Origin of the sequence: Sphaerisporangium rubeum, from assembly GCF_014207705.1 — a bacterium.
Taxonomy (GTDB): domain Bacteria; phylum Actinomycetota; class Actinomycetes; order Streptosporangiales; family Streptosporangiaceae; genus Sphaerisporangium; species Sphaerisporangium rubeum.
The window spans coordinates 5,156,762-5,182,437 of sequence record NZ_JACHIU010000001.1 but is presented as its reverse complement, the minus strand read 5'-3'; the positions used below and the strand labels follow the sequence as shown (position 1 = coordinate 5,182,437).

The window sequence follows — 25,676 nt, the reverse complement described above, 5'->3', positions numbered from 1 at the left end:
CTCCCGGTGCCGTACGCAACCGGCGACCACGCGGCGCGTGCCGGAGCCCGGCATGCGAGGAGCCCGCGCCTCGACGAGACGCGGGCTCCGCCGGAACGCGGAGGGTCACGCCTTCTCGGCGTCCCCCGTGGCCTGCTCCAGGGCCTCCTCGGGGGAGGCCTCCAGGTCGTCGCCTGCCTGCGCCAGGGCCGACTCCTTGTCCAGCCGCAGCCAGCTCGTGATGCTCTCGTACGCGAACAGCACCCCGAGGTACAGGGTCAGCGCGCCGGCCACCCACATGCCGACGCCGAGCGCCGCGCCGAGACCGAGCAGCAGCAGCCGCACCTCCCAGCCGAGACCCGCCTGGAAGACCCACGGGGCCGGCCAGATGCTCTGCCGGGTGCGGTACACCGTGTCGTAGGTGTGGTAACCCACCACGTAGATCAAGGCGAACAGCAGCCACTTGGGGGTGCCGTCGGCCAGGCCGACGAGGATGACGGCGATGAACTCGGTGCCGCGGATCAGCGGCGGCACCAGCCAGTCGAACCGGCCGAGGTGGTCGCGCGGCGCGGTCGGCACCACCAGCACGGTCATGACCAGCGCGGGAAGCAGCATGACCCACCCGGTGCCGGGGTCGAGCACACCGGTGAGGCCGATCGCCACCACGGCCGCGAGCGCGAGCAGCGCCGCGGGGACCGGTGGCAGGCCCCGGCCGAGGCGGTCGCGGAGCACGGCGACCAGCGGGCCGTCGTCGCGGTAGGCGAGCAGGCGGGCCGTCTGGACGCGCCTGCGCTCCTCGTCGGGATCGGGGAGCGGTACGGCGGCGGTCTGCGGATGGGTGATCATGCGAGGGACCTCGTCAGACGTCCGGTAAGGGTGTAGACGGCCGCGACGCCGCCCCAGATCAACAGCGTGAGGAACGTGACGCGGGGCTCGAACACGGCCGCGGTGATCGCGATGACGGCGAACCGCTCGCCGATCGGGAAGACGATCATCTTACGTGCCCAGTGGACGGCACGGAACCGGCCCGCCTGGGCCCACACCCGCAGCAGGCTGCGCGCCAGGGACACCTTGACGGTCTTGCGCTTGCTCAGCTCCTCGCGCAGCGGCCGGTCGTCCACCGCCGCGAGGTCCAGCGTCGGCAGCGGCGCCGGCGGCTTCCTGCGGTTGGCCGCGCCGAACGAGAAGTCCAGCAGGTGGCGCACCGACTGGAGCGACAGCGCCATGAGGGCCAGCGTCCACACGTCGCCCTGACCGGCGACGGTCGCGCCGACCGCGAGGCCCGCGAAGACGACGTACTCCTTGGCCCGGTCGAACGTCGCGTCCAGCCAGGCGCCGAGCACGCCGAACTTGCGCGCGTACCGCGCGAGCTGGCCGTCCACGCAGTCGAACACGAACGCGAAGTAGATGAGCACACCACCGGTGACCCATCCGGCACGGGTGCCGGTCGCGAACGCCAGCGCCGCGAGCACACCGAGCGCGATCGAGATCAGCGTGACCTGGTTGGGGGTCAGCCCGCGCCGCGCGGCCCAGCGCGCGATGAAACGCGAGTAGGTGCTGACGAAGTAGGTCGTGAAGAAGCCGTCGGCCCCCTTGACCGCGTTGTTCAGCCTGGCGCGGTCCTCGTCGTACCCCGCCATGGCCACCACGGCGGCGTCGGCGTCCTCCTGGGTGCGGACCCGCGCGAAGAACAGGTCGCGGCGGCCGCGCAGGCCGACCGAGACGCCGCGGCGCACCAGGCCGAGCACCAGCAGCTGCACCAGATCGTCCTCGGGGCCGAACAGGTGGGCCATGCCGGCGAGCTCACGTGCCGCCTCGGCCAGCGTGGCGGCGTGCCGCTGGTGCAGGTGGAGCGGGCCGAGCGCGACGGCGTTCGGCCGGGTGACCGCGTGGTACGCCGACCCGGCCGACACGATGCGGGACCGGCCGGCCCGCAGACGTACCGGCAGGCCCTCGTGGACGCCGGCGCCGATCTCCGGCATGGCCTCCTCGATCGGGATCTCTTCCCTGGCCGCTGTGGCGTTTGTGGCGTTCTCGTCGGCGGTCTCGCCGTTGTCCCCCTCGCGCGGCTCCTTGGCGATCAGCGCCAAGGCGCCTCGCTTGCTCTTGGTGATCTGGTAGATCAACTCGTCCTGCGTCACCGAGCACGCGGGGACGATGAAGAGATTGTCGGTCGCGTGCTCGACGGCGTCGGCCAGCGCGCGCAGGTCTCCCGCGAGGTCGGGTGACTCCACGACCCGGCCGGGGTACGCGCGGAAGTCCTCGGCGTCGGCGGGGCGGGTGATGGCGAGCGGCTCGGCGTCCATGGCGGTGAGCTGGCCGTACAGCCGGCTGAGCACGGAAGGCGAGCCGGGTAGCGACGTGAGCGCCAGGCGGGCGGCCGGGACTGGCGGCTCGGTGTAACCGATCGGGCCGGGCGATGCGCCCAGCAGGACCACGCGGGTCATGTCACCCTTTCAGCAGTGGTGCAGAGGCGGTGGCGATCGAGGGGGGTGTCGCCAGGGGGGAAAGTTTAGTGACTGTTCCGGCGCGCGACGTCATCGGGAATCCTCCGAGACATATTCGCCGCATAACGCCGCCACACGGACCCACCACGCGTGTCGGCTGATGTCGTCCGGGGACGGCACGCCGGGGCCGCGGCGTCCCTAGACTGGGCTGGTGAACCTCTACCGTGACGAGGGAGTCGTGCTGCGCACCCAGAAGCTGGGTGAGGCGGATCGCATCGTCACGGTGCTCACCAAGCGCACGGGCAAGGTGCGCGGCGTCGCCAAAGGGGTGCGGCGCACCACCTCCAGGTTCGGTGCGCGGCTGGAGCCGTTCACCCACGTCGACCTGCAACTGCACGTCGGCCGTTCCCTCGACGTGATCACCCAGGCCGAGACGCTGCGGCCGTACGGTGAGGCGCTCGTGGCCGACTACCCCCGCTACACCGCGGGTGTCGCCATGCTGGAGACCGCCGACCGGCTCACCGTGAGCGAGAAGGAACCCGCGCTGCGGCAGTTCCTGCTGCTCGTCGGGGGCCTGCGCACGCTGGCCGACCGGGGTCACGAGGCCAGACTGGTCCTCGACGCCTACTTCCTGCGCTCGCTGGCCGTCGCCGGGTACGCTCCGGCGCTCGACTCGTGCGCGCGGTGCTCCACCCCGGCGATCCGGGCCTTCGCCATCGCGGCGGGTGGCGTGGTGTGCGGCGGCTGCCGTCCCGCCGGGGCCGCGGTGCCGGCCGCCGAGACGATCGGCCTCATGATCGCGCTGATCCGCGGCGACTGGGACACCGCCGACGCCTCCGAGCAGCGCCACCGCACCGAGTGCAGCGGCCTGGTGGCCGCCTACCTCCAGTGGCACCTGGAGCACGGCATCCGGTCCCTGCCTCACGTCGAGCGCGTCTGACCGCAACTCAGAACGTTCCACCGCATATCCCAGGAGAGAAACACAACGTGAACGTCCGTCCGCCGTCCAAGCATCCCTCCGGCGCCGTACCGCCGCCGATCCCGCGTGACCTGCTTCCCGCGCACGTCGCGATCGTCATGGACGGCAACGGCCGCTGGGCCAAGGCGCGAGGGCTCGCGAGGACCGAGGGCCACAAGGCGGGTGAGTCCTCCCTGTTCGACGTGATCGAAGGGGCCATCGAGATCGGCGTCAAGAACCTCTCCGCGTACGCCTTCTCCACCGAGAACTGGCGCCGTTCCCCCGACGAGGTCCGTTTCCTCATGGGCTTCAACCGCGACGTGATCCGCCGCCGCCGTGACGAGCTGCACGCCATGGGGGTCCGCATCCGCTGGGCCGGCCGGCCCGGCCGCCTCTGGAAGAGCGTGATCAACGAGCTGCGCGACGCCGAGGAGATGACGAGGAACAACAGCACCATCACCCTGCAGTTCTGCGTCAACTACGGCGGCCGCGCCGAGATCGTCGACGCCGCCGCGCGCCTCGCCAGGGACGTCGCGGACGGCCGCGTCAAGCCCGACAAGATCAACGAGCGCGTCTTCACCCGCTACCTGGACGAGCCCGACATCCCCGATGTCGACCTGTTCATCCGCAGCTCCGGCGAGCAGCGCATCTCCAACTTCCTGCTCTGGCAGTCCGCCTACGCCGAGATGGTCTTCCTCAACCAGCTCTGGCCCGACTTCGACCGCCGCGACCTGTGGCAGGCCTGCGAGATCTACGCCAAACGCGACCGCCGCTACGGCGGCGCGCTCCCCAACGTCACCTGACCGACGCCAGGCCGGTCCCGACGGCCGGCGGCGAGCCGCACGCTTTTGTCGGTGCTCACGGGAACAATCGGCGCATGGAGAAACCCCCGACAGTCCCGCTCGACGAGTGGCGGCAGGCCCGCGCCGAGTTGCTGGCCGCCGAGAAAGAGCTGACCCGCGCTCAGGACGCTCTGGCCGCGCGGCGCCGCCGCCTCCCCATGACGGGTTTCGAGAACAAATACACCTTCGACACCCCCACCGGCCCGAAGACCCTGCTCGACCTCTTCGAAGGCCGCGGTGAGCTCGTCGTCTACCAGTTCATGGACAACGGCCCCGACCACTACTGCCCCGGCTGCACGGCCTTCACCGACAACGTCCCGGTGACGGCGCTCCCTCTGCTGGCCGACCGCGGCGTCTCGTGGGCCACCGTCTCCAACATGCCGCTGTCCCAGATCGAGGCGTACAAGCAGAAAAAAGGCTGGACCCTGCCCTTCGTCTCCTCCCGCGGCACGACCTTCTCCGCCGACTGCGACGCCGGCGGCGGCTTCATGCTCACCGTCTTCCTCCGCGACGGCGACGACATCTACCGCACCTACAACACCACGTCCCGCGGCGTGGACCGCCTCCTGTTCGGCCACAGCATCCTCGACCTGACACCGTACGGCCGCATGCAGGACTGGGAGGACTCCCCACCCGGCTGGCCCCAGCGTCCGACGTACGGCTGAGCACCGGCTCTCGCCGGCTCAAGCGCGGCGGCGGGCCCGGTAGGCGGCGACGTGCATGCGGTTGCCGCAGGTGCGGCTGTCGCAGTAGACGCGGGAGCGGTTGCGGGACTCGTCGAAGAAGACCTTGGCGCAGCCGGGTGCGGTGCAGGCGCGCAGGCGTTCCCACTCACCCATGACCAGCAGGTGCGCCAGCGCCACGCCGCAGTCGGCGGCCAGGTGCTCGGTCAGGGAGGCGCCGGGGCCGAAGTAGTGGACGTGCAGGGGGTAGCCGTCGTGCTCGGTCAGGCGTGCGGTGATGCGGGTGCGTTCCAGCAGCGCGTTGACGCGTTCGACGGCGGTCGAGGCGTCGGGGGAGGCGAAGATGTCGAGGAAGGTCGCGCGCAGCGCGCGGGCCTGCTCCAGGTCGGCCTGGCGCACCTCGCCGACGCCGCTGACCTTGCGGCGGCTGACGTAGGCCTCGAGGTCCGGCAGGGTCGCGAGGCCGTCGGAGCCGTCGGCCGCGGTCTGCGGAGCGGTGTTGATCAGGTCGGCGACGGCGGCGAGGGAGCACGCCATGTCATGACCGAATGGCATCCGCTTTTCCCCTATGACCCGGTGGACCAACGTGACCGTTCCCGTCGGAAAGCGTATCCCCTCCCGGCGCGCGGCCGTGGTCACTCGCGGGAGCCGGGGGAGAGGGGGATCCACTTGTGCGACCAGTCGATCAGCGCGTCGAGCACGGGGGCCAGGTCCTGGCCCTTGGCGGTGAGGTGGTACTCGACCTGCACGGGGGTCGTGTGCAGGACGGTCCTGGTGATGAGTCCTTCGGCCTCAAGGGTGCGCAGGCGTGCGGACAACATGGTGTCGCTGAGGCCGGGGATGGCCTCCTTGATCTGCGCGAACCTGTGGGCCCCGGTGAAGACGGCGCGCAGGATGGCGCCGCTCCACCGCGCGCCGATCAGCTCGACGGCGGTGTGGAAGCGGGTACAGACCTCGTGGATCTCGTGCATCGGGCCTCACGCGGGCTGGGGGGTTTCGCGCAGGGGACGCAAGGCGTCGGAGACGCGCTTGAGCTCGTCGAACATCGCCTTGGAGGCGGAGAGTATGACGTCGTTGGGTGAGAGATTACCGTCCTCGTCGAGGAACTGCTGGACGAAGGGGATGGCGATCGCCTCGAACACTGGGGTCATCTTGAGGGTGGTGACCACCTGCTTGATCATCTGCGCGGCGCGGGTGCCGGCGGCGACGCCGCCGTAGCTGACCAGGCCGACGGGCTTGTAGGCCCACTCGTGGTGCAGGTAGTCGATGGCGTTCTTCAGCGGCGCGCTGTACCCGTAGTTGTACTCCGGCATGACGAACACGTACGCGTCGGCACCGGCGATCCTGGCGCTCCAGTCCTTGGTGTGCTGGTGGACGTACGTCCGCAGGCGCGGGTGGTGCGGCTCGTCGAGGAACGGCAGGTTCACCTCGGCCAGGTCCACCAGCTCGACCTCCTCGAACGCGCCGTGCGCGCGCGCCGCCTCCTCGACCCACTCGGCCACCGGCAGGCCCACCCGGCCGGGACGGGTGCTCGCCACGATGATCTGAAGCTTCGCCATGTCGTACTCCTCGCAGTACTAAGAAATGCTGAGTGACTCAAGTTAACTTAGCACTGGGGTGGCCTATTCCCTTCCATTGCCTTCCCGCCGGAGGTGTCCGCGGCGGAAGGCCGCCGCGTGCGGTGACGCTACGCTGAAGCGTGGCCGACAAGCGTGATTCCGAGTCCTCCAAGCCCTCCCGTGGTGGACCGCCGCCTGAGCGTGCGGTACCCGCTCACCCGCTCGCGCGCAAGTCCGGCGGGGGACGGCCCCGCGGCGGACGGCCGTTGCCGAAAGGCGAGCACTTCGTCACCCCCGGCGCGACAGGGACGCGGCGCGCGGTGGAGCGCAGGAGCGCGACGCCGCTGGTCTACCTGTACGGGCTGCCGCGCTGGGTGGTCCCGGTGGTGATGGTGGTGCTGTTGCTCGCCGGGTTCGTGATGGACGACTGGCGAGGTGGTCTCGCCGCGCTCCCGGTGCTCGGCTTCGTGGGATGGCTGGCGTACATGTCGTGGCCGTCGCTGGGTAAGGGGGGCAGGCTGATGCGGGTGGCGCTCGGCACGTTCCTGCTGCTCCTGGCCCTTGATCGCTTCGGACTCTTCTGAGTGGTTTTGACAACGGTTTTCATTCTGCGCATACTCGGAAGGGTGATGCCCTTTTCGTCCAGGTGTGGCTTGCTCGACTCGACCGGCGCGCACGACCGTTCCCCCCGTTCCTCTCGTTCTCACCGTTCTCTCCTGAATCGCCGTGCCGGTGGGTCCCGCCGCCTGCGGGCCGCCGCGCTGCTCGGCGCGGGCCTGCTGATCGCCGTCACCGGATGCGGCGCCGGTCAGGCCGCGGGGACCGGCTCGTCCGGCAAACCTGAGGTCCTCGCCGCGTTCTATCCGCTGGAGTGGATGACCACCAAGGTCGCCGGGCCTGACGCGCACGTGACCTCGCTCACCCAGCCCGGGGTCGAGCCGCACGACCTGGAGCTCGACCCGCGGCAGATCGCGTCCGTCGAGCAGGCCGATCTCGTCGTCCACATCAAAGGCGTCCAGCCCGCGGTGGACGAGGCCATCGGGGAGCAAGGCGCCGCCAAGGCGTTCGACGTCGCCGCCGCCATCACGACCCTGCCGTCCACCGGCGACGAAGGCCACGCGGACGAAGGGGAGGGCCACGCCGGCGAGGAGCTGTCGTACGACCCGCACGTCTGGCTCGACCCCGCGCGCTTCGCCGAGGCGGCTGTCAAGCTCGGCGAGCGCCTCGGCGAGGCCGACCCCGCGCACGCCGCCGCGTACGCCGACCGCGCCAAGTCCACCGCGGCCGAGCTGACCGCGCTGGACGCCGAGGTGCGCGCCGGCCTCACCACCTGCCGGAGCCGCACCATCGTCACCAGCCACTCCGCCTTCGGCTACCTCGCCGACCGCTACGGGCTCAAGCAGGTCGGCATCAGCGGCCTCGACCCCGAGTCCGAGCCGTCCCCCGCGCGGCTCGCCGAGGTGGCACGGGTCGCCAAGCAGGAAGGGGTGACTACCATCTTCACCGAGGAACTCGTCAGCCCCAAGGTCGCCGAGGTCCTCGCCAAGGAGGTCGGCGCCACGACCGCGGTGCTCAACCCGATCGAGAGCCGGCCGCGCTCAGGTGACTACCTGTCGGCGGCCCGCGCGAACCTCACCGTCCTTCGCAGCGCACTTGGATGCTCATGACCTCATCAGCCCAGGCCACCGGCGTGTCCGAGCGGAGCACCGCCGCCGCCGCGCCGGTGGCGTTCGCCATGTCAGGCGGCCAGGTGAGCCTGGACGGCCGCCGTGTGCTGCGCGGTGTCGATCTGACGATCACGGCAGGCGAGGTCGTCGCCGTGCTCGGCGCCAACGGCTCGGGCAAGTCCACCCTGATCCGGGCCCTGCTCGGCCTGATCCCGCTGTCCGGCGGCACGACCGAGCTGTACGGCGTGCCACCCGCGCGGTTCCGTGACTGGTGGCGCGTCGGCTACGTGCCGCAGCGCCTGTCGGCCGGCGGCGGTGTGCCGGCCACCGTGCGCGAGGTCGTGGCGTCCGGCAGGATCGCACGCCGCGGCCGGCTGCGCCGCGCGCGACCCGAGGACCGCGCCGCCGTGGCGCGCGCACTGGCCGCCGTCGACCTCACCGACCGGGCCGGCGACCCCGTCGGTTTCCTGTCCGGCGGCCAGCAGCAGCGCGTGCTCATCGCGCGGGCCCTCGCCGGGGAGCCGGACACGTTCGTGATGGACGAGCCGACCGCCGGGGTGGACGCCACCAGCCAGCACCAGCTCGCCGCCACCCTCACCGGCCTCGTCGAGGAAGGCAGGACCGTGCTGCTCGTCACCCACGAGCTCGGCCCGCTCGCTCCGCTGATCACGCGGTCGATCGTGCTGCGCGACGGCGTGGTCGCGCACGACGGCCGGCCCGCCGAGGACGCCGCGTGCCACCCGCGGCCCGGACACGAGCTGGAACAGCCGCACGCCTACGACGTCTCAGGCGGCCCGATGAACCCGGGGACCGTCCGATGATCGAGATGCTCCAGTTCGACTTCATGTGGCGCGCGCTCGCCGCGGCGCTGCTCGTGGGCCTCGCCGCGCCGGCGGTCGGCGTCTTCGTCGTCCAGCGGCGGCTCGCGCTGCTCGGCGACGGCATCGGCCACGTCGCGCTGACCGGCGTGGCGCTCGGCTTCCTCACCGGCACCGCGCCGGTCCTCACCGCCGTCGTCGTGGCCGTGCTCGGCGCGGTCGTCATCGAGCTCGTCCGCGCCAGGGGCCGCACCACCGGGGACGTCGCGCTCGCGCTGCTGTTCTACGGCGGCATCGCCGGCGGCGTGCTGCTCATCGGCCTGGCCCCCGGCGGCAGCAACTCGACGCTCACGTCCTACCTGTTCGGGTCGATCAGCAGCGTCACCTCGGCGGACGTGTGGGTCATCGCGATCCTCACGGCGTTCGTGCTCGGCGTTGTCGCCGTGTTCGGCCGTGAGCTGTTCGTGCTGTGCCAGGACGAGGAGGTCGCCAGGGTCAACGGCCTGCCGGTGCGCTTCCTCAGCCTGCTGATCGCCGTCACCGCCGCGCTGACCGTCGTCATCGCGATGCGCGTGGTCGGCCTGCTGCTGGTCAGCGCGCTCATGGTGGTCCCGGTCGCCACCGGCCAGCAGGTGACCCGCAGCTTCACCGCCACCATGCTGCTCGCCATGCTGCTCGGCGTGGTGTCCACCGTCGGCGGCCTCACCACGGCGTTCTACGCCGGTGTCGCGCCTGGCGCGGCGATCGTGCTGCTCGCGCTCGCCGGCTTCGGCGTCGCGCTGGTCGCGGGCCGCTTCGTGCGGCGCGGCCGGGTCGCGGGCATGGAACGCGACCGGGCCGCGATGGCGGCCGGATCATGACGAGCAAGCGCGAGGCCGTACGGCTCGTGCTGGCCGGCAGCACGAGTTTCCGCAGCGCGCAGGACATCTACGCGCAGATGCGGGCCGATGGCGCCAAGATCGGCCTTACCACCGTGTACCGCGCGTTGCAGTCGCTCGCCGACGCCGGTCAGGTCGACACGCTGCGCACCGACGACGGTGAGTCGGTCTACCGGGCCTGCGCCACCGGCGGCCACCACCATCACCTGGTCTGCCGCAACTGCGGCCGCACGGTCGAGGTCGCCGGGCCCGCCGTGGAGCGCTGGGCCGACGCGGTCGGCGCCGAGCACGGCTTCACGTCGATCACCCACACCGTCGAGGTCTTCGGCGTCTGCGCCGCCTGCCGGGCCGTCGCGTCGGCCGGCTGAGCGGACCGCCTGGCGGGGAGGCACGGCGAGGGCTGGCATGCTGTGCGGCATGCTCGCTTTCATCAGATACACGGTGCCGGAAGCCAGGAGCGGCGAGTTCGTCGCGTCGGCGACGGCGATCCTGGAACGGTTCGCGGCGCAGGACGGCTACCGCGGCGGCCAGCTCGGACGTTCCGCCGACGAGCCGCACCTGTGGGCCCTGGTGAGCACGTGGGACGGGGCCGGCTTCTACCGCAGAGCCCTGTCGGCGGCCCGCATGGAGATGTACCCTCTGATGACGCTCATGCTGAACGAGCCGAGCGCCTTCGAGGTCGTGGTGAGCAGCCCGTGACCGCGCGTCGTGGCGACGCCGTCGCGTGGCGTGGATTTGTGTGCGGGTCGTGTCGCCGGTTCCCCTAAGCTTGTGGGAGAGATCGGGCAGGTGACGCGCCCTTCGATCCACTCTCAGCCCCACCCCGACCGCCAGCCGGATGGAGATTCTTGATGGCCCGCCGTACCGACATCATGGACACGATCGTCAGCCTCGCCAAACGCCGCGGGATCGTCTACCCGTCGAGCGAGATCTACGGCGGGCTGCGCGCGTCCTGGGACTACGGCCCGCTCGGTGTCGAGCTCAAGAACAACGTCAAGCGCGCCTGGTGGAAGTCCATGGTCCAGGGCCGTGAGGATGTCGTCGGCCTGGACTCCTCGGTGATCCTCGCGCGTGAGGTCTGGGAGGCCAGCGGCCACGTCAAGGAGTTCGTCGACCCGCTGACCGAGTGCCAGTCGTGTCACAAGCGGTACCGCGCCGACCACCTCGAGGAGGCCTACGCCGAGAAGCACGGCGGCCGGGCCCCCGAGAACGGCCTCGCCGATCTCACCTGCCCCAACTGCGGCACCAAGGGTGCGTTCACCTCGCCGCGCATGTTCAACGGCCTGCTGAAGACCTTCCTCGGCGCCGTCGAGGACGAGTCGGGTCTGGCGTACCTGCGGCCGGAGACCGCGCAGGGCATCTTCATCAACTACCTCAACGTGCAGCAGTCCTCGCGCAAGAAGATCCCGTTCGGCATCGGCCAGATCGGCAAGTCGTTCCGCAACGAGATCACCCCCGGCAACTTCATCTTCCGCACCCGCGAGTTCGAGCAGATGGAGATGGAGTTCTTCGTCAAGCCCGGCAGCGACGAGGAGTGGCACCAGTACTGGATCGACGAGCGTCTCGCCTGGTACGTCGACCTCGGCATCGACCGCGACAACCTGCGCATGTACGAGCACCCCAAGGACAAGCTGTCCCACTACTCCAAGCGCACCGTCGACATCGAGTACCGCTTCAACTTCACCGGCACCGAGTGGGGTGAGCTCGAAGGCATCGCCAACCGCACCGACTTCGACCTCAGCACCCACGCCGCCGCCTCCGGCACCGACCTGTCCTTCTTCGAGCAGGAGTCCGGCGAACGCTACGTCCCGTACGTCATCGAACCCGCCGCCGGCGTCGACCGCTGCACCCTGACCTTCATGATCGACGCCTACACCGTCGACGAGGCCCCCAACGCCAAGGGTGTGATGGAACAGCGCACCGTGATGCGCCTGGACCACCGCCTGGCCCCCGTCAAGGCCGCCGTCCTCCCGTTGTCCCGCAACGCCGACCTCTCCCCGAAGGCCCGCGACCTGGCCACCCGGCTCCGCCGCCGCTGGAACGTCGAGTTCGACGACGCCGGCGCCATCGGCCGCCGCTACCGCCGCCAGGACGAGATCGGCACCCCCTTCTGCATCACCGTCGACTTCGACACCCTCGAGGACCACGCGGTGACCATCCGCGAACGCGACTCCATGGCCCAGAAGCGCATAGCCCTCGACCAGGTCGAAGGCTACCTCCGCCAGCACCTCAACGACTGACGACCCCAGGCAGGCGTGCGCATCCTCCTGACGCGCACGCCTGCCGCCGACTCCGGCATGCCGGCCCCTGGCCCGGCCCAGGGGTTGACTTCTGGCGCCGACGCGGTGGGACGTGGTGTGGTGAAGCCGGCGCCGTTCGCGGCGGGACAGGTGGTCACGCGGGTGGCGTGGTTCGCAAGGTCGAGAGGGAGCGGCGCATGCCGGTGGTGAAGCGGTGGCCTTGGGGGGTGAGGTGGTCGCCGGCCAGCAGGATCGTCGTCACGTCCCAGGCGGCCCTGCTCCAGCGGGCCAGTTCGGTCCGCGCGTGGCGCAGGGCCTCGGGGGGCTGGGGGACGCGGGTCTGGCGGGACCAGAAGGCGGCCGTGCCGAGGTGCGCGTAGGCGTCGTGGACGAGAGCGCCTACGGGACGGGGATCGTCTCCCCAGGGAACGGGGAGCATTTCGCCGTTCTCGGGGCCGATCAGGGGGAACAAGGCGCCGAGGGCCGACAGCTTGGCGTGTTGTATCTCCCGCGCCAACGACAGGGCCAGCGTGACCGGGTCAGGCGGCAGGGCCAGGACCAGGGAGCCGAAGGCCGCGGACGAGGTGGCGCCGGACGGCGGACGCAGCGGCACCAGAACTTTGAGCCCGGCCATAGTCTCGGCGGCGACCCCGCCGTGGGTCCGCACGAGCAGACGCCACGCGGGGGTGAGCACGGCGCGCCACGCCGCGACGTCGTCCCGGGACAGGCGCGGGGCACAGCGGTCGAGCAGCGGGAACCGCAGAGGGTCCACATCGTCGACGAGCAGGGTCAGTGTGTCCCGGCCGGTGCCGACGGCGAGCCGCCGCAACCCGAGCCACGGACCCGACTCCTGGTGCGGGTCCTCAGGCACCCGGACCACCTGATCCCCGGTCGCCACCGCGGCCCCCGCGCCACCCGTCAGCACGATGGCCTCCTGGCCTTCGGCGGCCCGGGGGAACTCGGCCAGCCCGAGCGACGGCAGCACCACCCCACGTCCGTGCACCCGCACCGGCACCGACATGGAGACCCGCGCTCGCACCGCCGCCGCCGCGGCCACCGATGCCAGCCACCCCGGCCCCACGCCGGGGCCGGCGAGCGTCGCTGCGGACGAATCGAGCGTCACGTCGGCCCGCGGACCGGAGCGGGCCTCCAGGCCGCGATCCAGGCCGCCGCCGGCGAGGCCGCGTAGCACGGCGACGGCCAAGGCGCCGACACCGGGGTAAGCCAGCACCTCCCGTACCGCGCCGGGAGCTCGGCGCTGCAACACGGCGAGGGTGCCGTACGCGCGCCGGGCCGTCTCCACCTCCGGATGGGCCCGGGCCGTGGCCTCGTCCACGACGGCGCGCAGGAGCATCAGCCGCTTGCCGTACTCGGCGGCGGACAGCACCCGCAGCGCGCGACCACCACCTTCACCTGCGGCGATCCGGTCGAACAGCCCGGCCGGCATGGTGGGCCGCCGGGGTTTCACGGCAGTTCGCCGGTCGATCCGGAGGCGGTTCCTCCCGGCACATCTGGCTCAGCAATCAAGGAGCGCCCCACACATGTCCGTTTTGACAACGCAAGAGTAGGTCAGCCGGTCGAGCAGTCGTCAAGGCGCCGGCACCCCGACAGGTACGGCACCTGCCTGCCGCAGGAAATGCCGCACTCCGTGCCGGCGTCGGCACAGCGCCGTATCCATCGTGAGGCCGTTGAGCGCGCGGGTTTCTTCACCGATGACGCGGAGACCGATCCGGGACGGCCGTGACGCCGGACACGAATCAACCCGTCGTCGAGTCGGGCCGCAGCACCCGCACATCGGACGCCTTCACGAACGCCACACGGTGCCCGAACTGGATCTGGAAGTACACCACTCGTCCCCGCACCACCCGGTGCTCCTCCGGGTCCGGGGTGTTCGCGTGGAAGTACTCGCCGCGGGTGGCCCGGCCCACGGCGTACCGCTGACCTCGGGGGAACGCGTACTGCAGCGGTGTGACGTCCTGCACCGGCACCCCCTTGGGGTACGCGCCGCGCTCGGGATAGGCCCGGCCGTACACCGGCACGACGTCCAGGCCGCGGCGCGGCGTGACGACGAACCCCTCGGTCTCGACGGCCGTCGGACGGTTCGTCGGGTTGTGGAACCACGCGAGCTGACCGAGGTACCACACCGCCGTCCAGTCACCCCTGCGTCCCGCGACGGCGAACCGCTGGCCCGTGGTGGCCCGCGCGCCGTGGTCGTACACGTCGTACGTCGTCTCGCCGGTGGGTCTGCGGCCGACGTCACGCACCAGCGGCGCGTCGTCGCTCGGCGCGGTGTGCAGCCACACCGACGCCGAGCCGTGCGGCGGGCAGTCCACGCCGCCGCAGCCGGTGAACCTCGGCCGGTACCGCGGGTAGTCGGTGCGGATCGTCACCAGCCCCGCGTCCCGGCCGCCGGTGGCCCTGACCGGCCGGCCGAGCAGCGCGAAGTAGTGCCCCCAGTCCCAGTACGGCCCCGGGTCGACATGCATGCCGGCCACCGCGCTCGGCACCGTGCCCGGCACGTTGTCGTGACCGAGGATGTGCGCGCGGTCGAGCGGGACGCCGAACCGCCTGGCCAGGTAGCGCACCAGGCGCGCCGAGCTGCGGTACATCGCCTCGGTGTACCAGGCCCCGGCCTTGGCGAGGAAACCCTCGTGCTCGATGCCGATGGAGTGCGCGTTGACGTACCAGTTGCCGGAGTGCCACGCCACGTCCTTGGTGCGCACGTGCTGCGCGATGTGACCGTCGGCCGACCTGATGGTGTAGTGCCAGCTCACGTACGCCGGGTCGGCCACCATCTTCAGGGTCTGCGCGTACGTCGCCTCGGTGTCGTGCAGCACGATGTAGTCGATGCTCTGGTCCCTCGGCCGGTCCGCCACGTCGTGGTTGCCGTACTTGCCACCGGGCAGCCGCTCGTACGGCGCGGGCAGCCACTCGCACTCCACACCTCGCGGACACTCCACGTCACGTCCCTCCCCGAGCCGCGCCGGCGCGCTCTGACGTTCCCGCGCCGCAGGCGACGCCACGCGCGGGCCGTCGCCGGACACCGGGGGAGTGATCCCGCCGAGCCTGGCGAGGGTCACGCGCTGGCCGTCGTCGGTGACCCGCGACGCGCCGGAACGCAGGACCGCGAACACCTCGTCGGCGAACCCCTGCCCCGCGCCGGTCCCCGCGTACCGTGCCACCGCGTCGTACCACGCCGCCGGGTCGCTCACCGGCCGGCCGCCGAGTTCCCGCTGGTAGGTGGCGAGTAGTGCCGCGCCACCGAGAACGTTGGCGTCCGGATCGGTGATGAGCCGCTCACCCGGCAGCCCGGTGAGCCGCGCCGCCTCGTCCACCCGCTGCAGGTCCGGCCCCGCCGGCACCGGCGGCGTCCGGCCCCGCAGCGCCGTGCGCGCGTCCGTGAGATGCATGGGCCCGTACCCACCGGTGACGCTCGGCACCCCCTGGTTGGCGTCCCACCGCGACTCCAGGTACGACACCGCGAGCAGCACCTTCTCCGGCACCCCGTACGCCAGCGCCGCCACCCGGAACGCCTTCTGCCGGGCCCGCGCCGGATCGGCGGGCTCCTGCGCACCCGTCCCCATGCCGCCGCACCAGGTCACTCCGGCCAGCACCAGCGCCGTCATCTGGAACACGGCGCGCCGAGGCGCGCACGGCCACACGGGGAACACCACGCCGGTCACCCTAGGTGAGCAGCGGCATGATCTCACTCATGTCGCACGGCGTGTCAGTACGCTTTCACCTGGCCTGACGTACCTCTCATCCCATCGAGGGGACGGCGGAGTAGTCACGCACCGCGATCGAGTCGTGCAGCCGCACCCCTTTGGTGTTCAGCTTGGAAAGCCCTCTGGTCACCGCGACCGGCAGCGCCGACACCAGCCGCGCACCCTGCGCCAGAGCCCACACCCCGGCCGCCGACCCCGGCACGAGCGTCCGCGCCGCGCCGAGCGCGAACGCGCGGCTGTCCCGCACGGCCTTCGCCATCGCGCGCTCGTACGCCGGATAGGCGCGCGTGTGGTCGCCGCCGGCCTCGGCCAGCTCACCGGCCAGCACGTACGCGCCGACCACGGCGAGGCTCGTACTGCCGCCGACCGCAGGGCCCGGGCAGTACCCCGCGTCGCCGACCAGGGTGACCCGGCCGCGCGACCAGGTGTCCATGCGGAGCTGCGTGATCGAGTCGAAGTAGAACGCCGGCGTGCCGTCCAGCTCGGCCAGCCACCGGTCCGCCTCCGGGTGCATGCCGTCGAATCTCTGGCGCAGCAGTTCCTTCTGCCGGGGTACGTCGCGATAGTGGTAGTCGAGCTCGTGCTCGCTGCGGAACAGGAATCCCGCTCTGGAATCCTCCATGTGCGCCGCGCGGTAGACACCGGCGACCCGGCCGGCGTCCACATGCACGGCGAACTCCCCGTCCGGGACCTGACCCGCCGGCAGGGTCAGCACGGCCAAGTAGGCGCCGATGAACGTCGTGTAGTCCTTCTCCGGACCGAAGACCAGCCGCCGTACGTTGGAGTGCAACCCGTCGGCCCCCACCACGAGGTCGAAACGACGCTGTTGTCCACGCTCGAAGCGCACCTGGCCGTCGTCCTCGATGGTCGTGATGCTGTCGCCGAACACGTACTCGATGTCGTCCTTGGTGGCGTCGTAGTAGATCTCGCTCAGATCGTCCCGCATGATCTCCACGTGCCGGTCGGATGTGGCGCCGAACACCTTGGTGAGATCGAGCGTCACCGGCTTCTTCACGCCGGGCCGGTGGATGACCAGCCGGTCGGTGCCGGTGGCGAGGGCCTCCACCCGCGGCAGCACACCCATGCGCTCGGATATGTCCATGGCCGGCCGGAACAGGTCCACCGAGTGGCCGCCTGCCTTGCGCGGCGCCGGCGCACGCTCCACGACGGTCACCTCGAATCCGTACCGGGTGAGCCAGTAGGCGAGAACCGGCCCGGCGACGCTGGCGCCGGAGACAAGAACGCGCATGTCGACACTCCTTACTAAACGATAGGTAAGCAAATTACCACGTAACTTACCGATCGGTCAGTAGGGATATTCTGGACACATGCCACGTCCCTCCGACACCAGGCAGCGCATCCAATCGGCCGCGCGTGAACTCTTCGCGCGCCAAGGCGTGCACAAGACGAGCCTCCAGGAGATCGCCGACCGCCTCGGCATCACCAAACCGGCCCTCTACTACCACTTCGCCTCACGCGAAGACCTGGTCCGCAGCATCGTCCAGCCCCTCATCGAGGACGGCGAACGCTTCGTACGCGAACAGGAGGCCAAGGACCACGTCGACCCCCGCGAACTCCTCGGCGGCTTCTTCGACTTCCACTACCGCCACCGCGACGACATCATGCTCGTCCTCACCGAGATGACCACCATCGCCGAACTCGGCCTCATCGAAACCGTCGTGACCTGGCGCACCCGCCTCTCCGTCTTCCTGGTGGGCCCCGACCCCACCCTCGCGCAGGCCACCCGCGCCGTGGTGGCCCTAGGCGGCCTGCAGGACTGCACCGTCCAGTTCTCCGACGTCCCGGAACCCGAACTCCGCAAGGCCACCGTCGACGCCGCCTGCGCCGCGCTCGGCATCTGAGTCCCCCCGCGGCCCTGCTCGCCGCACCCCCACCGTTCCGGACTCCGCCGCACCCGCAGCCCTTGCCCGCACTGATACGGCCGCCGTCCCCTCCCTTTCCTCTCTGCCGGACATTCGGCCACTTCCCCATGGCATAAAACGCAATGACCGTGTCGTGGACGCCATCACGCATCGTCAACGAGCATCGGTTGCATGCAGCGCCGTGTCGTCATCGTCATCTACGAGGGATTCCAGCTCCTCGACCTCGCCGGACCCTCCGACGTCTTCACCACCGCGACCCTCCTGACCGGCGACGACGGCTACACGGTCCACGTCGCGGCCCCCCGGGCCGGCGAGGTCACCGCACGAGGCGGCGTCACCGTCACCGCGCGCACAGCCCTCGCCGACGTCCCCACCCCGATCGACACCCTGATGATCGTCGGCGGCCTCGGCATAGAGAGCCACCTGACCGACCCGGACCTCACCCCCCACGTCACCCGCCTGGCGTCCGCCTCCCGCCGCGTCACCTCCGTCTGCAGCGGCGCCTTCCTCCTCGCCGAGACCGGCCTCCTCACCGGCAGACGCTGCACCACCCACTGGCTCGTCGCCGACCAGCTCGCCACCCGCTACCCCGACGTCGAGGTCGACCCCGACCCCATCTACGTCAAGGACGGCCACACCTGGACCTCCGCAGGCGTCACCGCCGGCATCGACCTCTCCCTGGCACTCGTGGCCGAGGACCACGGCCACCGCCTGGCCCGCGACGTGGCCAGCGGCCTCGTCGTCTACCTCCACCGCCCCGGCGGCCAGAGCCAGTTCAGCACCCCCCTGCACGCCACCACCCCACCCGCCGAACACCTCCGCGACCTCCAGGCCTACATAGACGCCAACCCCGCCGCCGACCTCTCCGTCCCCACCCTGGCCCGCCGCGCCGGCATGAGCGACCGCCACTTCTCCCGCGTCTTCACCCAGCAGACCGGCATCCCCCCAGGCCGCTACGTGGAACGCAGCCGGGCCGACGCCGCACGCCGCCTCCTCGAGACCACGACACACCCCCTGCCGACCATCGCCAGAACCACCGGGCTAGGCGCTCCGGAAACCCTCTACCGGGTCTTCCGCCGCCACTGGCGAACCTCCCCAGGCGACTACCGCCGCCGCTTCCAGTCCAAGGAGCCCTGACCATGCACGTAGCCATCCCCTTGTACCCCCGCTTCACCGCTCTCGACGCCGTGGGCCCCTACACCGTCCTCGCCTTCGCCCCCGGCCACCAGGTCACCTTCGTGGCCGAAACCCCCGGCCCCGTGGTGGACGACCGAGGCACCCTCTCCCTGACCGCCACCGCCACCTACGCCGACCTCCCCACCCCCGACGTCATCCTCGTCCCCGGCGGCCCCGGCACCCTGCAAGCCATGTCCGACCCCACCCTCCTGAACTGGCTCCGGCAAGCCGACCCCCACACCCGCTGGACCACCTCCGTCTGCAGCGGCTCCTACATCCTCGCCACCGCCGGCCTCCTCACCGGCCGCAAGGCCACCACCCACTGGGCCGTCCTCGACGGCCTCCACAACCTAGGCGCCACCCCCGTGGCGAACCGAGTGGTCATCGACGGCAAGTACGTCACCGCCGCCGGCGTCTCCGCCGGCATAGACATGGCTCTCACCCTCCTCGCCGAAGCCACCGACATCCCCACCGCCGAGACCGTCCAGCTCGCCATCGAGTACGACCCCGAGCCTCCCTTCCAGGCCGGCTCTCCGGCGTCGGCGTCACCGGAGATACGGGAGCGCGCGCTCAGCCTGATCGTCTGACCGTCAGGTGTACATCGGGATCCATCGCGGCACGGGTTCCTTGATGCGGTCATCCGTCCCGGTCAGCCACTCGAGCCCGGTCAGCCATCTGAGCCTGCGGACCGCCTCGAAGCGGGTTCGCGCGTCGAGAGCAGCATCCGTGACCAGCCCGTACAGGACCAAGGTGGCCGCGTGCTGGTGCCGGCGGCCCGAGCCGGCCAGTTGATCGGCGATCTGTCCGCGCTGGTCCGCGGAGATATCGGCGGCGTCGAGAGCTGTGATCGCGGCCTGTTCCGCGGCGGCCCGGTGGGTGGGGTCAAGGGATGCGAGCGCGAATGCACTGAGAGCGAGTTCGGCTGGATCATCGGAGACATCGGCGATGAGGCGCCTCAGCGTGTCGGTGGCCCTTCTCCTGGCCTCGTCTCCCAGCTCCGCGAGCGCCAAGGCGCAGTGGCGTCGTTCCACGGCATCGGACGTCGAGGTGAGGGCCATGCGGTGGAGGAGCTCGGCTGCCGGAGCGCGATGTCCGACCGCCGTCCCTGCGAGTGTCGTCAGCGCCGCACGCAGACGCCGCACCTCCGTGATCGGAGCGCTGGTCAGCCGGGTCAGGGTTTCGGTGGCCCGACCGTCGTCCCGGCCCGCCACCAGTGCCAGCGTCCCCCAGGCCGCGGCGCGGTCCGCCTCGGAAACGGTGTCGTCCCCGGCGAACCGCCGCAGACTCTCGGTGGCGCGGGTGGGGTGTTCACCCGGGAACCGTGCGAGCAGCAGAGCGACGTCATGCCGTTCCGCCGCGTCGAGTGCCGGTTCGGTGAGCAGGCCATGAAGGAGTTCCACGGCCCGCTCACGGTACTCACCGTCCAGCTCGGCCATGGTGCGAGCGGCGCCGCACCGCACCTCGCTCTCGGCGCCGGGTTCCCCGGTGATGCGATCGAGAACCTCCGCCGCAGGCTCGTATGCCGAGCGGCCGAAGCGGATCATGGTCCGTGCGACGTGCAACCTCTGGCCGGCTGGAATGGCCGGATCGTCGGCGATCAGCCTCAAGGTCTCCAGGATGGACGGCCTGCGGTCGTGGTCGAGCTCGGCCAGTGCCGAGGCCGCCTCCACCCGCTCCCACGGACTCGCGCCACCGTCGGCGAGGAGCATCGCGAGCACCTCCCCGGCCCGCGCACGCCGGTCAGGCCCGAACCTGGCGAGGAGATCGGCGGCCAGCCGGCGTTCCCATGCGCAAAGAGCCGTGTCCTCGGCGACGGCGAGGAGGAGATCGGCCGTGCGTTCGCGGTGGAACACGCTGAGCCGGGACAGGCCCATCGCCGCCGTCAACCGGGTCCCACCCTCGCGCGCCGGATCGGCGGCGATCCCGGTCAGGGACGCGATCGCCTCGTGGTACCAGTGTCCGTCCACGTCGGCCAGCGAAGCCATGGCGAGCGCGCGAGGCAGCGCGCCGTCGTCGCCGGTGAACCGGCGGAGCGCTTCCGCGGCGAGCCGCCGGGCCATGGGGCCGGACCGGCTCAGCGTCTCGACGGCCTGGACGCGATCCCAGCCGCCGGTCCGCTGGTCCGCCGCGATGGCACCGAGGTGTCGGCAGGCGAGGTCGCGGGCCAGGGAGGAGGGGAGCCGCAGGAGCCGCTCGGCGGCCCGGTGGCGGGTGGCCACGTGGATCGACGTGTCCGAGGCCAGCCGGTCGAGCACGTCGACGACGGCGGTCAGGGCCGCGGGGTCCACGGACATCAGCGCTTTGGCCGCGTCCACGCGGGCCTCCGGCTCCACCGCTGAGCCGGACGCCAGGCTGTGGAGAACACGAGCGGCGGTGGCGCGGTGTTCCTCTCCCAGCCGGGACAGTTCTGTCGCCGCCGCGTGGCGCGTCGCGGCGTCGATCAGCGGGTCGGCACCGATCTCCCGTAGCTGCGCGACCATTCGGTCGGTGGAGGCGCCGCCGAGCCGCGCGAGGGCCGCTGCCGCCTCTCGGCGTGCTTCGGCGTCGAGAGCGGCGTCGGAGGCCAGACGCTCGTAGATTTCGGCGGCGGTCGCGCGGTAGCTGCCGCCTAGTCCTACGAGACCGGTGGCCGCTCGGACGTGGTCGTCGGAGGTAGTGAGCGGATCACGCGTCACATCGATCAGCATCTCGGCCGCCGGTGCTCGATACGCGTCGCCGAGACCGGCCAAAATTCTCGCCACAGTCACGCGGTCGTACCGATCGGCCGCCGGATCCGCCACGAGGGCCCGCAACTCCTCGGCCACACGAGGCCGTTCTGCCGGGTCCAATGTGGCGAGCGTCGTCAGAGCCTCGGTCCGTGTGCTGATCGTGGCCATCGGATCGGTGGCCAGGCGCTGGAGTACCCGCGTCGCCATGGTGCGTTCGCGCTCGCCGAGATGCGCCAGGCCCATGGCCGCCATCCAGCGTGAAATTCCGTCATACGTCGTATCGGAGGCCAGCGTCGTCAAGATTTCTACCTGGTAGACGTGATTTCGTGGCCCCATTGCGGACAAATGGGAGTCGGCCTGCCGGCGATCCCGCGCGGTCAGCAGCGGATCGGTACCGAGGGCATGCAACGCCGCGGCCATCTCCTGGCTGTGGAGATCGGACACAGTAGCCAACTCGGCGGCGGCGTCACACCGGTCGTAGACATCGATCGCCGGATCGGAGACGAGCTCCCTCAGGAATTCCGGCTCGGAACAGCGAACAGCGCTCAGCCACACAGCCGCGGACAACCGAAGCCTCCACGGCACCATCGGGTCGCCTGCGAGCATGCGGTACACGGCCGCCACCTGATCGGAGAAGTGGAGTCCGAGATCGTCCAATGTCTCCGCGACCTGTCGCCGGGCTCCGGAGCCGGTCCGGGGAGCTCGCACGAGGTGCCAGAGCAAGGCCGTGGACACGGCAGTGGTGTCCGGTTGGAGAGTCAGCAGTGCGGTCGTGGCGTACACACGATCGTCACAAGACGAGAAAGGGTCGTTGAGGAGCCGGGTGAGCCGGTCCACCAGCGCGACCACGTGTTCACCGCCGAGGTTCGCCAGCAGGGTCGTGGCCCGGCCACGCTCCGTCAGATCGACGGCCGGATCGTCGATCAGTTGCCGGAGGACCTCGACGGCCCGGTCCCGGTGCTCCTCGCCGAACGACATGAGTTCTTCAGCGGCCTGAATCCGTTGCTCCGCGTCCAGGTCGACATCGGTGGACAGCCGGCCCAGCGCCTCGGCGGCGCGGCTCCGGTACTTGTCGCCAAGCTCTCCCAGTTCGTGGGCCAAGGTCCAGCGGACGTAGAAATATGTCTCCGGGTCGGTGGCGATCTCGAACATGACTTCGGCGACCCGGTCGTGATACCTGCGGCCGAACTCGGCCAGTTTCTCCACCGCTTCGTACCGCTCCCAGGCGTCCAGTGACCGGTCCTCGGCCATCTCACGCAGAACCTCGGTGGCCCGCGAGGCATAGCGGGGATCGATCGCGGCCGCCTCCGCCAGCATGAGACCTCGGCTGTAAGCGGTGACCCCGGGATCGTCGACCAGCGGATCGACGATCGCCATGGCCTGTTCTCGATGAGCGCCGCCGAGGCCGGCCAGTTCCCCGGCGGCACCGAGGCGATGGGAAAGAGACTGGATCGGATCGGTGGCGAGCTGGGTGAGTGTCTCGGCCGCGTACCCCTCGCCTTCGGCGCCGAGTTTGGCCATGATCTTCGCGGCACGTCGCCGGGACCAGGTGGCGGCGGCCGGGTCGGCGGCGATTCGCCTGAGCAGCGCAACCGCCTGGGAACGGTGCCCTCCACCCAGTCTGGCGAGCTCCTCGGCCGCCGTCAGGCACTGCTCCGGTGCGACCGTGGAACTGCCGGCGATCTCCTTGAGGACCTCGGCCGCGAACGTCCGGTGGTCGCCGCCGAACTTGGCGAGGACAGCCGCGGCCGCACAACGGTCCTTGGGCCGCGCGGACATGGCCATGAGCCCCCGCAGGACGGCGGCACCGCTGTCCCGGACCAGGTCGGAACGGTCACGCAGAAGGTCGATGAGCACGACTTTCTTGTCCACGGCGACCGTGTCCAGCGCCACGAGCCTTTCCAGCCTGACCCGGACCGAGGGGAACCGTGTCTGACCGGTCAACGACTTTCTGAGGTCGTAGGTGGAGCAGGTGCCGATCCCTTCCTCCAGCCGGAGGAGATAGGCCGTGCGTTGCGCATCGGTACAGGGAATCCCTTGCCTGATCAGCACACCCGCGCTGTCGCGCTGGTCCCGTGTGCCGTTCTGCAGCCAGTCGATGAGCCCGCTGTCACGCTCGGACAGGTGCAGGTGGTGCAGCAGCACCCGTACCGCGCTCTCGTCGTCGCGGAGGAGGCCGCGCACGAGTTCGTCCCATGGCGACCGGCCGGGGTCGAAGCTGTCCGGCAGGGACTTGGCGCGGGCCGTCGCCGCGAGGTGTTCGGCGAAGGTCTGGTGGAGGAACCGCAGGCGATGGCCATGGCGGGTCACGACGCCGGTCTGGGACAGCCACTCGGCGAGCGCGTTCTCCCAACCGGCAGGCGGCCGAGGCGGCAGGGGGAAATGCGCGGCGAGTACGTTCCGCGCGACCTCCAGCAAAGGGGTCTCGCTGGTGGTGTACGCCGTCGCGAGCGCCTCCAGCAGGAAGGTGCGGTTCTCCCGCAGCCAGTCGAGAAGACCGGACACGTCGCGCAGTGCCGTCAGGGTCGTGGTGCGTGCGTGGACGAACTGGTTGATGTACTCCTCGTACAACTCGTACCGGCTGGCGGGGAGTGCCTGGTCGGGCCGGCTCTGGTGGAGGTCGGCGGCGACCGTGGCGAGCAGGGGGACGTCCAGGAGGTCCTCCAGGTCCGCCAGGCGGACCTGGAGCAGGAACTCCTCGGCGGCGGTGGTGCCTGCGGGGGTGCCGCCGGGGTTGAACCAGTTGTGCGCGAACGTGATGAGCGCGTCCTCGTCGAACGGCTGGAGTTCGTAGAAACCCACTCGGGGGCCACGCAGTTGCTCGATCTCGCCGGGGGACAGGGGCCGGGTGGTGACGAGGTAGCGGAACGGCGCGTCGGTCAGGGACATGCGGGTCGCGAGTACGGCCAGGAGCTTCTCGCGGTCGTCGTGGTCGGGGATCTCGTCGAGAGCGTCCACCACGATCAGCCATCGGCGGCCGGCGAGCGGGCCGGTGAACAGGCGCGGCGGGACGACGCCGTCCGGCCGGCCGTATTCCTCGGTCACCGAGGCGCTGAGCGCCTCCGGCCAGCTCCGGGACAGGTGCGAGGCAAGGACGCGAGCCGGGAGGAGAACGGGGATCAACGTCCCCCCGGAGTCCTCCATGTCGAGGGCCGACCCGGCCAAGGTGCGGGTCAGGTTGCGTCCGAGGGTGCTCTTGCCGAGGCCCGCGGCGCCTTCGATCACCAGGTGGTCGTGCAGGTCGAAGACGAGATCGAACGGCTGGGTGATGCGCGTGGACCGCCGGTCCTTCTCCTGATGCCGGTGGTCCTCGGCCTGATCCTCGAAGGGGTGGCGGGCCGGCGTGGCGGCGGCCACGCTCTGGCGGACGTACACGGTGGACAGGGGAGCGCGGCCGTACCTGCCGCGCATCGGGTACGGCAGGGTGTCGGTCACCTGGCGCATCATGCGCAGGACGCCGGCCAACTCCAGCGGCAGTGGCTCGCGCGGCGAGGACTCGGGTACCAGAGAGCAGCGGGCTCGCAGGGTCGCGACGGGGAGCATCCAGGCGACCTTGGTGATCGTCGTGCCGTCCTCGGCGATGGTGATGCCGAGGACGTGGCCGGTGGTGTCGCATTCCACGCCGGCGCCGCTGAAGCCGCGTTCGATGCGGCGGCCGGGGACGCGGGTGGCGTCCAGCTGGATCCACTCGGCTGCGGGGCCGCTCGGGTCGCCGAGTTCGTAGGACGTGGCCCAGACGCCGGTGTCGATGCCGGTGGGGTAGCCGTAGACGCGGACGGGGGTGCCTCGGGTGGAGGTGCCGGTCAGGATAGCCGGGGACGTTCCGGTGGGGGCCGGGGTGGTCAGGTGGAGCACGGCGATGTCGCCGCGTTCGTCGGGTTCGACGGGGAACCAGCAGTCCTCAGGGACGGTCGCGCGTACGCGTGAGGTGCCGGGGACGGCGGGGAAGTCGAGGTCGATCTCCTCGTCGGGACGGACCAGGGAGCCTGGACGGCGGCCCAAGGCGGCGTTCACCACATGCGCGCAGGTGAGGACGTGGTGGGGGGAGATGAGGACGCCGGCGCCGTGGACCCCGCCGCCGGCGCCGAGGATTCTGGCCGACCAGGAGCGCAC

22 protein-coding genes are annotated in these 25,676 nt (G+C 70.9%); 13 read left to right on the top strand and 9 right to left on the bottom strand.

Annotation, left to right across the window (positions count from 1 at the left end; all coding sequences use genetic code 11):
- Positions 1-105: 105 nt before the first annotated feature.
- Both BJ992_RS33910 and BJ992_RS33905 read right to left on the bottom strand, forming a co-directional pair.
- A complete protein-coding gene (locus BJ992_RS33910) occupies positions 106-825 on the bottom strand; it encodes a DUF5941 domain-containing protein (RefSeq protein WP_184983982.1) in 720 nt (239 codons plus the stop codon).
- A complete protein-coding gene (locus BJ992_RS33905; RefSeq protein ID WP_343072797.1) occupies positions 822-2,318 on the bottom strand; it encodes a CDP-alcohol phosphatidyltransferase family protein in 1,497 nt (498 codons plus the stop codon). The genes BJ992_RS33910 and BJ992_RS33905 overlap by 4 nt, the downstream gene beginning before the upstream one ends.
- A 319-nt stretch (positions 2,319-2,637) precedes the next feature.
- Here BJ992_RS33905 and recO point away from each other — a divergent pair, with 319 nt between their 5' ends.
- From recO to BJ992_RS22050, 3 genes are all read left to right on the top strand, one after another.
- The gene (gene recO, locus BJ992_RS22060) at positions 2,638-3,366 is read left to right on the top strand and encodes a DNA repair protein RecO (protein ID WP_184983978.1); all 729 of its coding nucleotides are present in this window, start codon (positions 2,638-2,640) and stop codon (positions 3,364-3,366) included.
- A gap of 47 nt (positions 3,367-3,413) precedes the next feature.
- Positions 3,414-4,187 carry an isoprenyl transferase gene (locus BJ992_RS22055; protein WP_184983976.1) on the top strand — a complete coding sequence of 258 codons (774 nt, stop codon included), beginning with the start codon at positions 3,414-3,416 and terminating at the stop codon, positions 4,185-4,187.
- A 74-nt stretch (positions 4,188-4,261) separates the two neighbouring features.
- Entirely contained in the window at positions 4,262-4,891 is a 630-nt protein-coding gene (locus tag BJ992_RS22050; protein ID WP_184983974.1) for a DUF899 domain-containing protein, read from the top strand.
- A gap of 18 nt (positions 4,892-4,909) precedes the next feature.
- On the opposite strand, the gene BJ992_RS22045 is transcribed toward BJ992_RS22050, so the two are convergent.
- The 3 genes from BJ992_RS22045 to BJ992_RS22035 form a co-directional block, all read right to left on the bottom strand.
- Positions 4,910-5,464 carry a CGNR zinc finger domain-containing protein gene (locus BJ992_RS22045; RefSeq protein ID WP_184983972.1) on the bottom strand — a complete coding sequence of 185 codons (555 nt, stop codon included), beginning with the start codon at positions 5,462-5,464 and terminating at the stop codon, positions 4,910-4,912.
- Between the two features lie 80 nt (positions 5,465-5,544).
- On the bottom strand, positions 5,545-5,880 hold the full coding sequence (locus tag BJ992_RS22040; protein ID WP_184983970.1) for a winged helix-turn-helix transcriptional regulator: 336 nt from the start codon (positions 5,878-5,880) through the stop codon (positions 5,545-5,547).
- A gap of 6 nt (positions 5,881-5,886) precedes the next feature.
- Positions 5,887-6,468 (bottom strand): NADPH-dependent FMN reductase, encoded by a 582-nt coding sequence (locus BJ992_RS22035; protein WP_184983968.1) that lies wholly within the window; start codon positions 6,466-6,468, stop codon positions 5,887-5,889.
- A 140-nt stretch (positions 6,469-6,608) separates the two neighbouring features.
- On the opposite strand from BJ992_RS22035, the gene BJ992_RS22030 reads away from it, so the two are divergent.
- The 7 genes from BJ992_RS22030 (at position 6,609) to BJ992_RS22000 (ending at position 12,071) form a co-directional block, all read left to right on the top strand.
- Complete coding sequence (locus BJ992_RS22030; RefSeq protein ID WP_343072796.1) at positions 6,609-7,052, top strand: DUF6703 family protein; 444 nt, start codon at positions 6,609-6,611, stop codon at positions 7,050-7,052.
- Between the two features lie 69 nt (positions 7,053-7,121).
- Positions 7,122-8,135: a metal ABC transporter solute-binding protein, Zn/Mn family gene (locus BJ992_RS22025; protein ID WP_246496744.1), complete on the top strand. Its 1,014-nt coding sequence runs from the start codon at positions 7,122-7,124 to the stop codon at positions 8,133-8,135.
- Positions 8,132-8,956, top strand: a complete 825-nt coding sequence (locus tag BJ992_RS22020) for a metal ABC transporter ATP-binding protein (protein ID WP_425503691.1) — start codon at positions 8,132-8,134, stop codon at positions 8,954-8,956. The genes BJ992_RS22025 and BJ992_RS22020 overlap by 4 nt, the downstream gene beginning before the upstream one ends.
- Entirely contained in the window at positions 8,953-9,813 is an 861-nt protein-coding gene (locus BJ992_RS22015; protein ID WP_184983966.1) for a metal ABC transporter permease, read from the top strand. The genes BJ992_RS22020 and BJ992_RS22015 overlap by 4 nt, the downstream gene beginning before the upstream one ends.
- A complete protein-coding gene (locus tag BJ992_RS22010) occupies positions 9,810-10,199 on the top strand; it encodes a Fur family transcriptional regulator (protein ID WP_184983964.1) in 390 nt (129 codons plus the stop codon). The genes BJ992_RS22015 and BJ992_RS22010 overlap by 4 nt, the downstream gene beginning before the upstream one ends.
- A gap of 49 nt (positions 10,200-10,248) precedes the next feature.
- A complete protein-coding gene (locus BJ992_RS22005; protein ID WP_184983962.1) occupies positions 10,249-10,530 on the top strand; it encodes an antibiotic biosynthesis monooxygenase family protein in 282 nt (93 codons plus the stop codon).
- Between the two features lie 152 nt (positions 10,531-10,682).
- The gene (locus BJ992_RS22000; RefSeq protein WP_184983960.1) at positions 10,683-12,071 is read left to right on the top strand and encodes a glycine--tRNA ligase; all 1,389 of its coding nucleotides are present in this window, start codon (positions 10,683-10,685) and stop codon (positions 12,069-12,071) included.
- A 154-nt stretch (positions 12,072-12,225) separates the two neighbouring features.
- On the opposite strand, the gene BJ992_RS33900 is transcribed toward BJ992_RS22000, so the two are convergent.
- The 3 genes from BJ992_RS33900 to BJ992_RS21985 form a co-directional block, all read right to left on the bottom strand.
- Positions 12,226-13,539 carry an aKG-HExxH-type peptide beta-hydroxylase gene (locus tag BJ992_RS33900; protein ID WP_184983958.1) on the bottom strand — a complete coding sequence of 438 codons (1,314 nt, stop codon included), beginning with the start codon at positions 13,537-13,539 and terminating at the stop codon, positions 12,226-12,228.
- 289 nt (positions 13,540-13,828) lie between these two features.
- Entirely contained in the window at positions 13,829-15,745 is a 1,917-nt protein-coding gene (locus BJ992_RS21990) for an N-acetylmuramoyl-L-alanine amidase (RefSeq protein WP_343072795.1), read from the bottom strand.
- A gap of 85 nt (positions 15,746-15,830) precedes the next feature.
- Positions 15,831-17,045, bottom strand: coding sequence for an FAD-dependent monooxygenase (locus tag BJ992_RS21985; RefSeq protein ID WP_184983956.1), 1,215 nt, complete (start codon positions 17,043-17,045; stop codon positions 15,831-15,833).
- Positions 17,046-17,124: 79 nt separating this feature from the next.
- Between BJ992_RS21985 and BJ992_RS21980 the strand changes: the two genes are divergently transcribed.
- The 3 genes from BJ992_RS21980 (at position 17,125) to BJ992_RS21970 (ending at position 19,442) form a co-directional block, all read left to right on the top strand.
- A complete protein-coding gene (locus BJ992_RS21980) occupies positions 17,125-17,658 on the top strand; it encodes a TetR/AcrR family transcriptional regulator (protein WP_184983954.1) in 534 nt (177 codons plus the stop codon).
- 192 nt (positions 17,659-17,850) lie between these two features.
- Positions 17,851-18,816 (top strand): GlxA family transcriptional regulator, encoded by a 966-nt coding sequence (locus BJ992_RS21975; RefSeq protein WP_184983952.1) that lies wholly within the window; start codon positions 17,851-17,853, stop codon positions 18,814-18,816.
- Positions 18,817-18,818: 2 nt separating this feature from the next.
- The gene (locus BJ992_RS21970) at positions 18,819-19,442 is read left to right on the top strand and encodes a DJ-1/PfpI family protein (protein ID WP_184983951.1); all 624 of its coding nucleotides are present in this window, start codon (positions 18,819-18,821) and stop codon (positions 19,440-19,442) included.
- Between the two features lie 3 nt (positions 19,443-19,445).
- Here BJ992_RS21970 and BJ992_RS21965 read toward each other — a convergent pair whose 3' ends face one another.
- The gene (locus BJ992_RS21965) at positions 19,446-25,676 is read right to left on the bottom strand and encodes a trypsin-like peptidase domain-containing protein (RefSeq protein WP_184983949.1); all 6,231 of its coding nucleotides are present in this window, start codon (positions 25,674-25,676) and stop codon (positions 19,446-19,448) included.

What these genes read in the sequence shown, in the direction of transcription:
- BJ992_RS21985 (WP_184983956.1), bottom strand. Translation starts at nt 17,045, where the DNA reads ATGCGCGTTCTTGTCTCCGGCGCCAGCGTCGCCGGGCCGGTTCTCGCC.
- BJ992_RS21975 (WP_184983952.1), top strand. Translation starts at nt 17,851, where the DNA reads ATGCAGCGCCGTGTCGTCATCGTCATCTACGAGGGATTCCAGCTCCTC.
- BJ992_RS22040 (WP_184983970.1), bottom strand. Translation starts at nt 5,880, where the DNA reads ATGCACGAGATCCACGAGGTCTGTACCCGCTTCCACACCGCCGTCGAG.
- BJ992_RS33910 (WP_184983982.1), bottom strand. Translation starts at nt 825, where the DNA reads ATGATCACCCATCCGCAGACCGCCGCCGTACCGCTCCCCGATCCCGAC.
- BJ992_RS22010 (WP_184983964.1), top strand. Translation starts at nt 9,810, where the DNA reads ATGACGAGCAAGCGCGAGGCCGTACGGCTCGTGCTGGCCGGCAGCACG.
- BJ992_RS22000 (WP_184983960.1), top strand. Translation starts at nt 10,683, where the DNA reads ATGGCCCGCCGTACCGACATCATGGACACGATCGTCAGCCTCGCCAAA.
- BJ992_RS22020 (WP_425503691.1), top strand. Translation starts at nt 8,132, where the DNA reads ATGACCTCATCAGCCCAGGCCACCGGCGTGTCCGAGCGGAGCACCGCC.
- BJ992_RS21970 (WP_184983951.1), top strand. Translation starts at nt 18,819, where the DNA reads ATGCACGTAGCCATCCCCTTGTACCCCCGCTTCACCGCTCTCGACGCC.
- BJ992_RS22045 (WP_184983972.1), bottom strand. Translation starts at nt 5,464, where the DNA reads ATGCCATTCGGTCATGACATGGCGTGCTCCCTCGCCGCCGTCGCCGAC.
- BJ992_RS22005 (WP_184983962.1), top strand. Translation starts at nt 10,249, where the DNA reads ATGCTCGCTTTCATCAGATACACGGTGCCGGAAGCCAGGAGCGGCGAG.
- BJ992_RS22035 (WP_184983968.1), bottom strand. Translation starts at nt 6,468, where the DNA reads ATGGCGAAGCTTCAGATCATCGTGGCGAGCACCCGTCCCGGCCGGGTG.
- BJ992_RS22015 (WP_184983966.1), top strand. Translation starts at nt 8,953, where the DNA reads ATGATCGAGATGCTCCAGTTCGACTTCATGTGGCGCGCGCTCGCCGCG.
- BJ992_RS21980 (WP_184983954.1), top strand. Translation starts at nt 17,125, where the DNA reads ATGCCACGTCCCTCCGACACCAGGCAGCGCATCCAATCGGCCGCGCGT.
- BJ992_RS22050 (WP_184983974.1), top strand. Translation starts at nt 4,262, where the DNA reads ATGGAGAAACCCCCGACAGTCCCGCTCGACGAGTGGCGGCAGGCCCGC.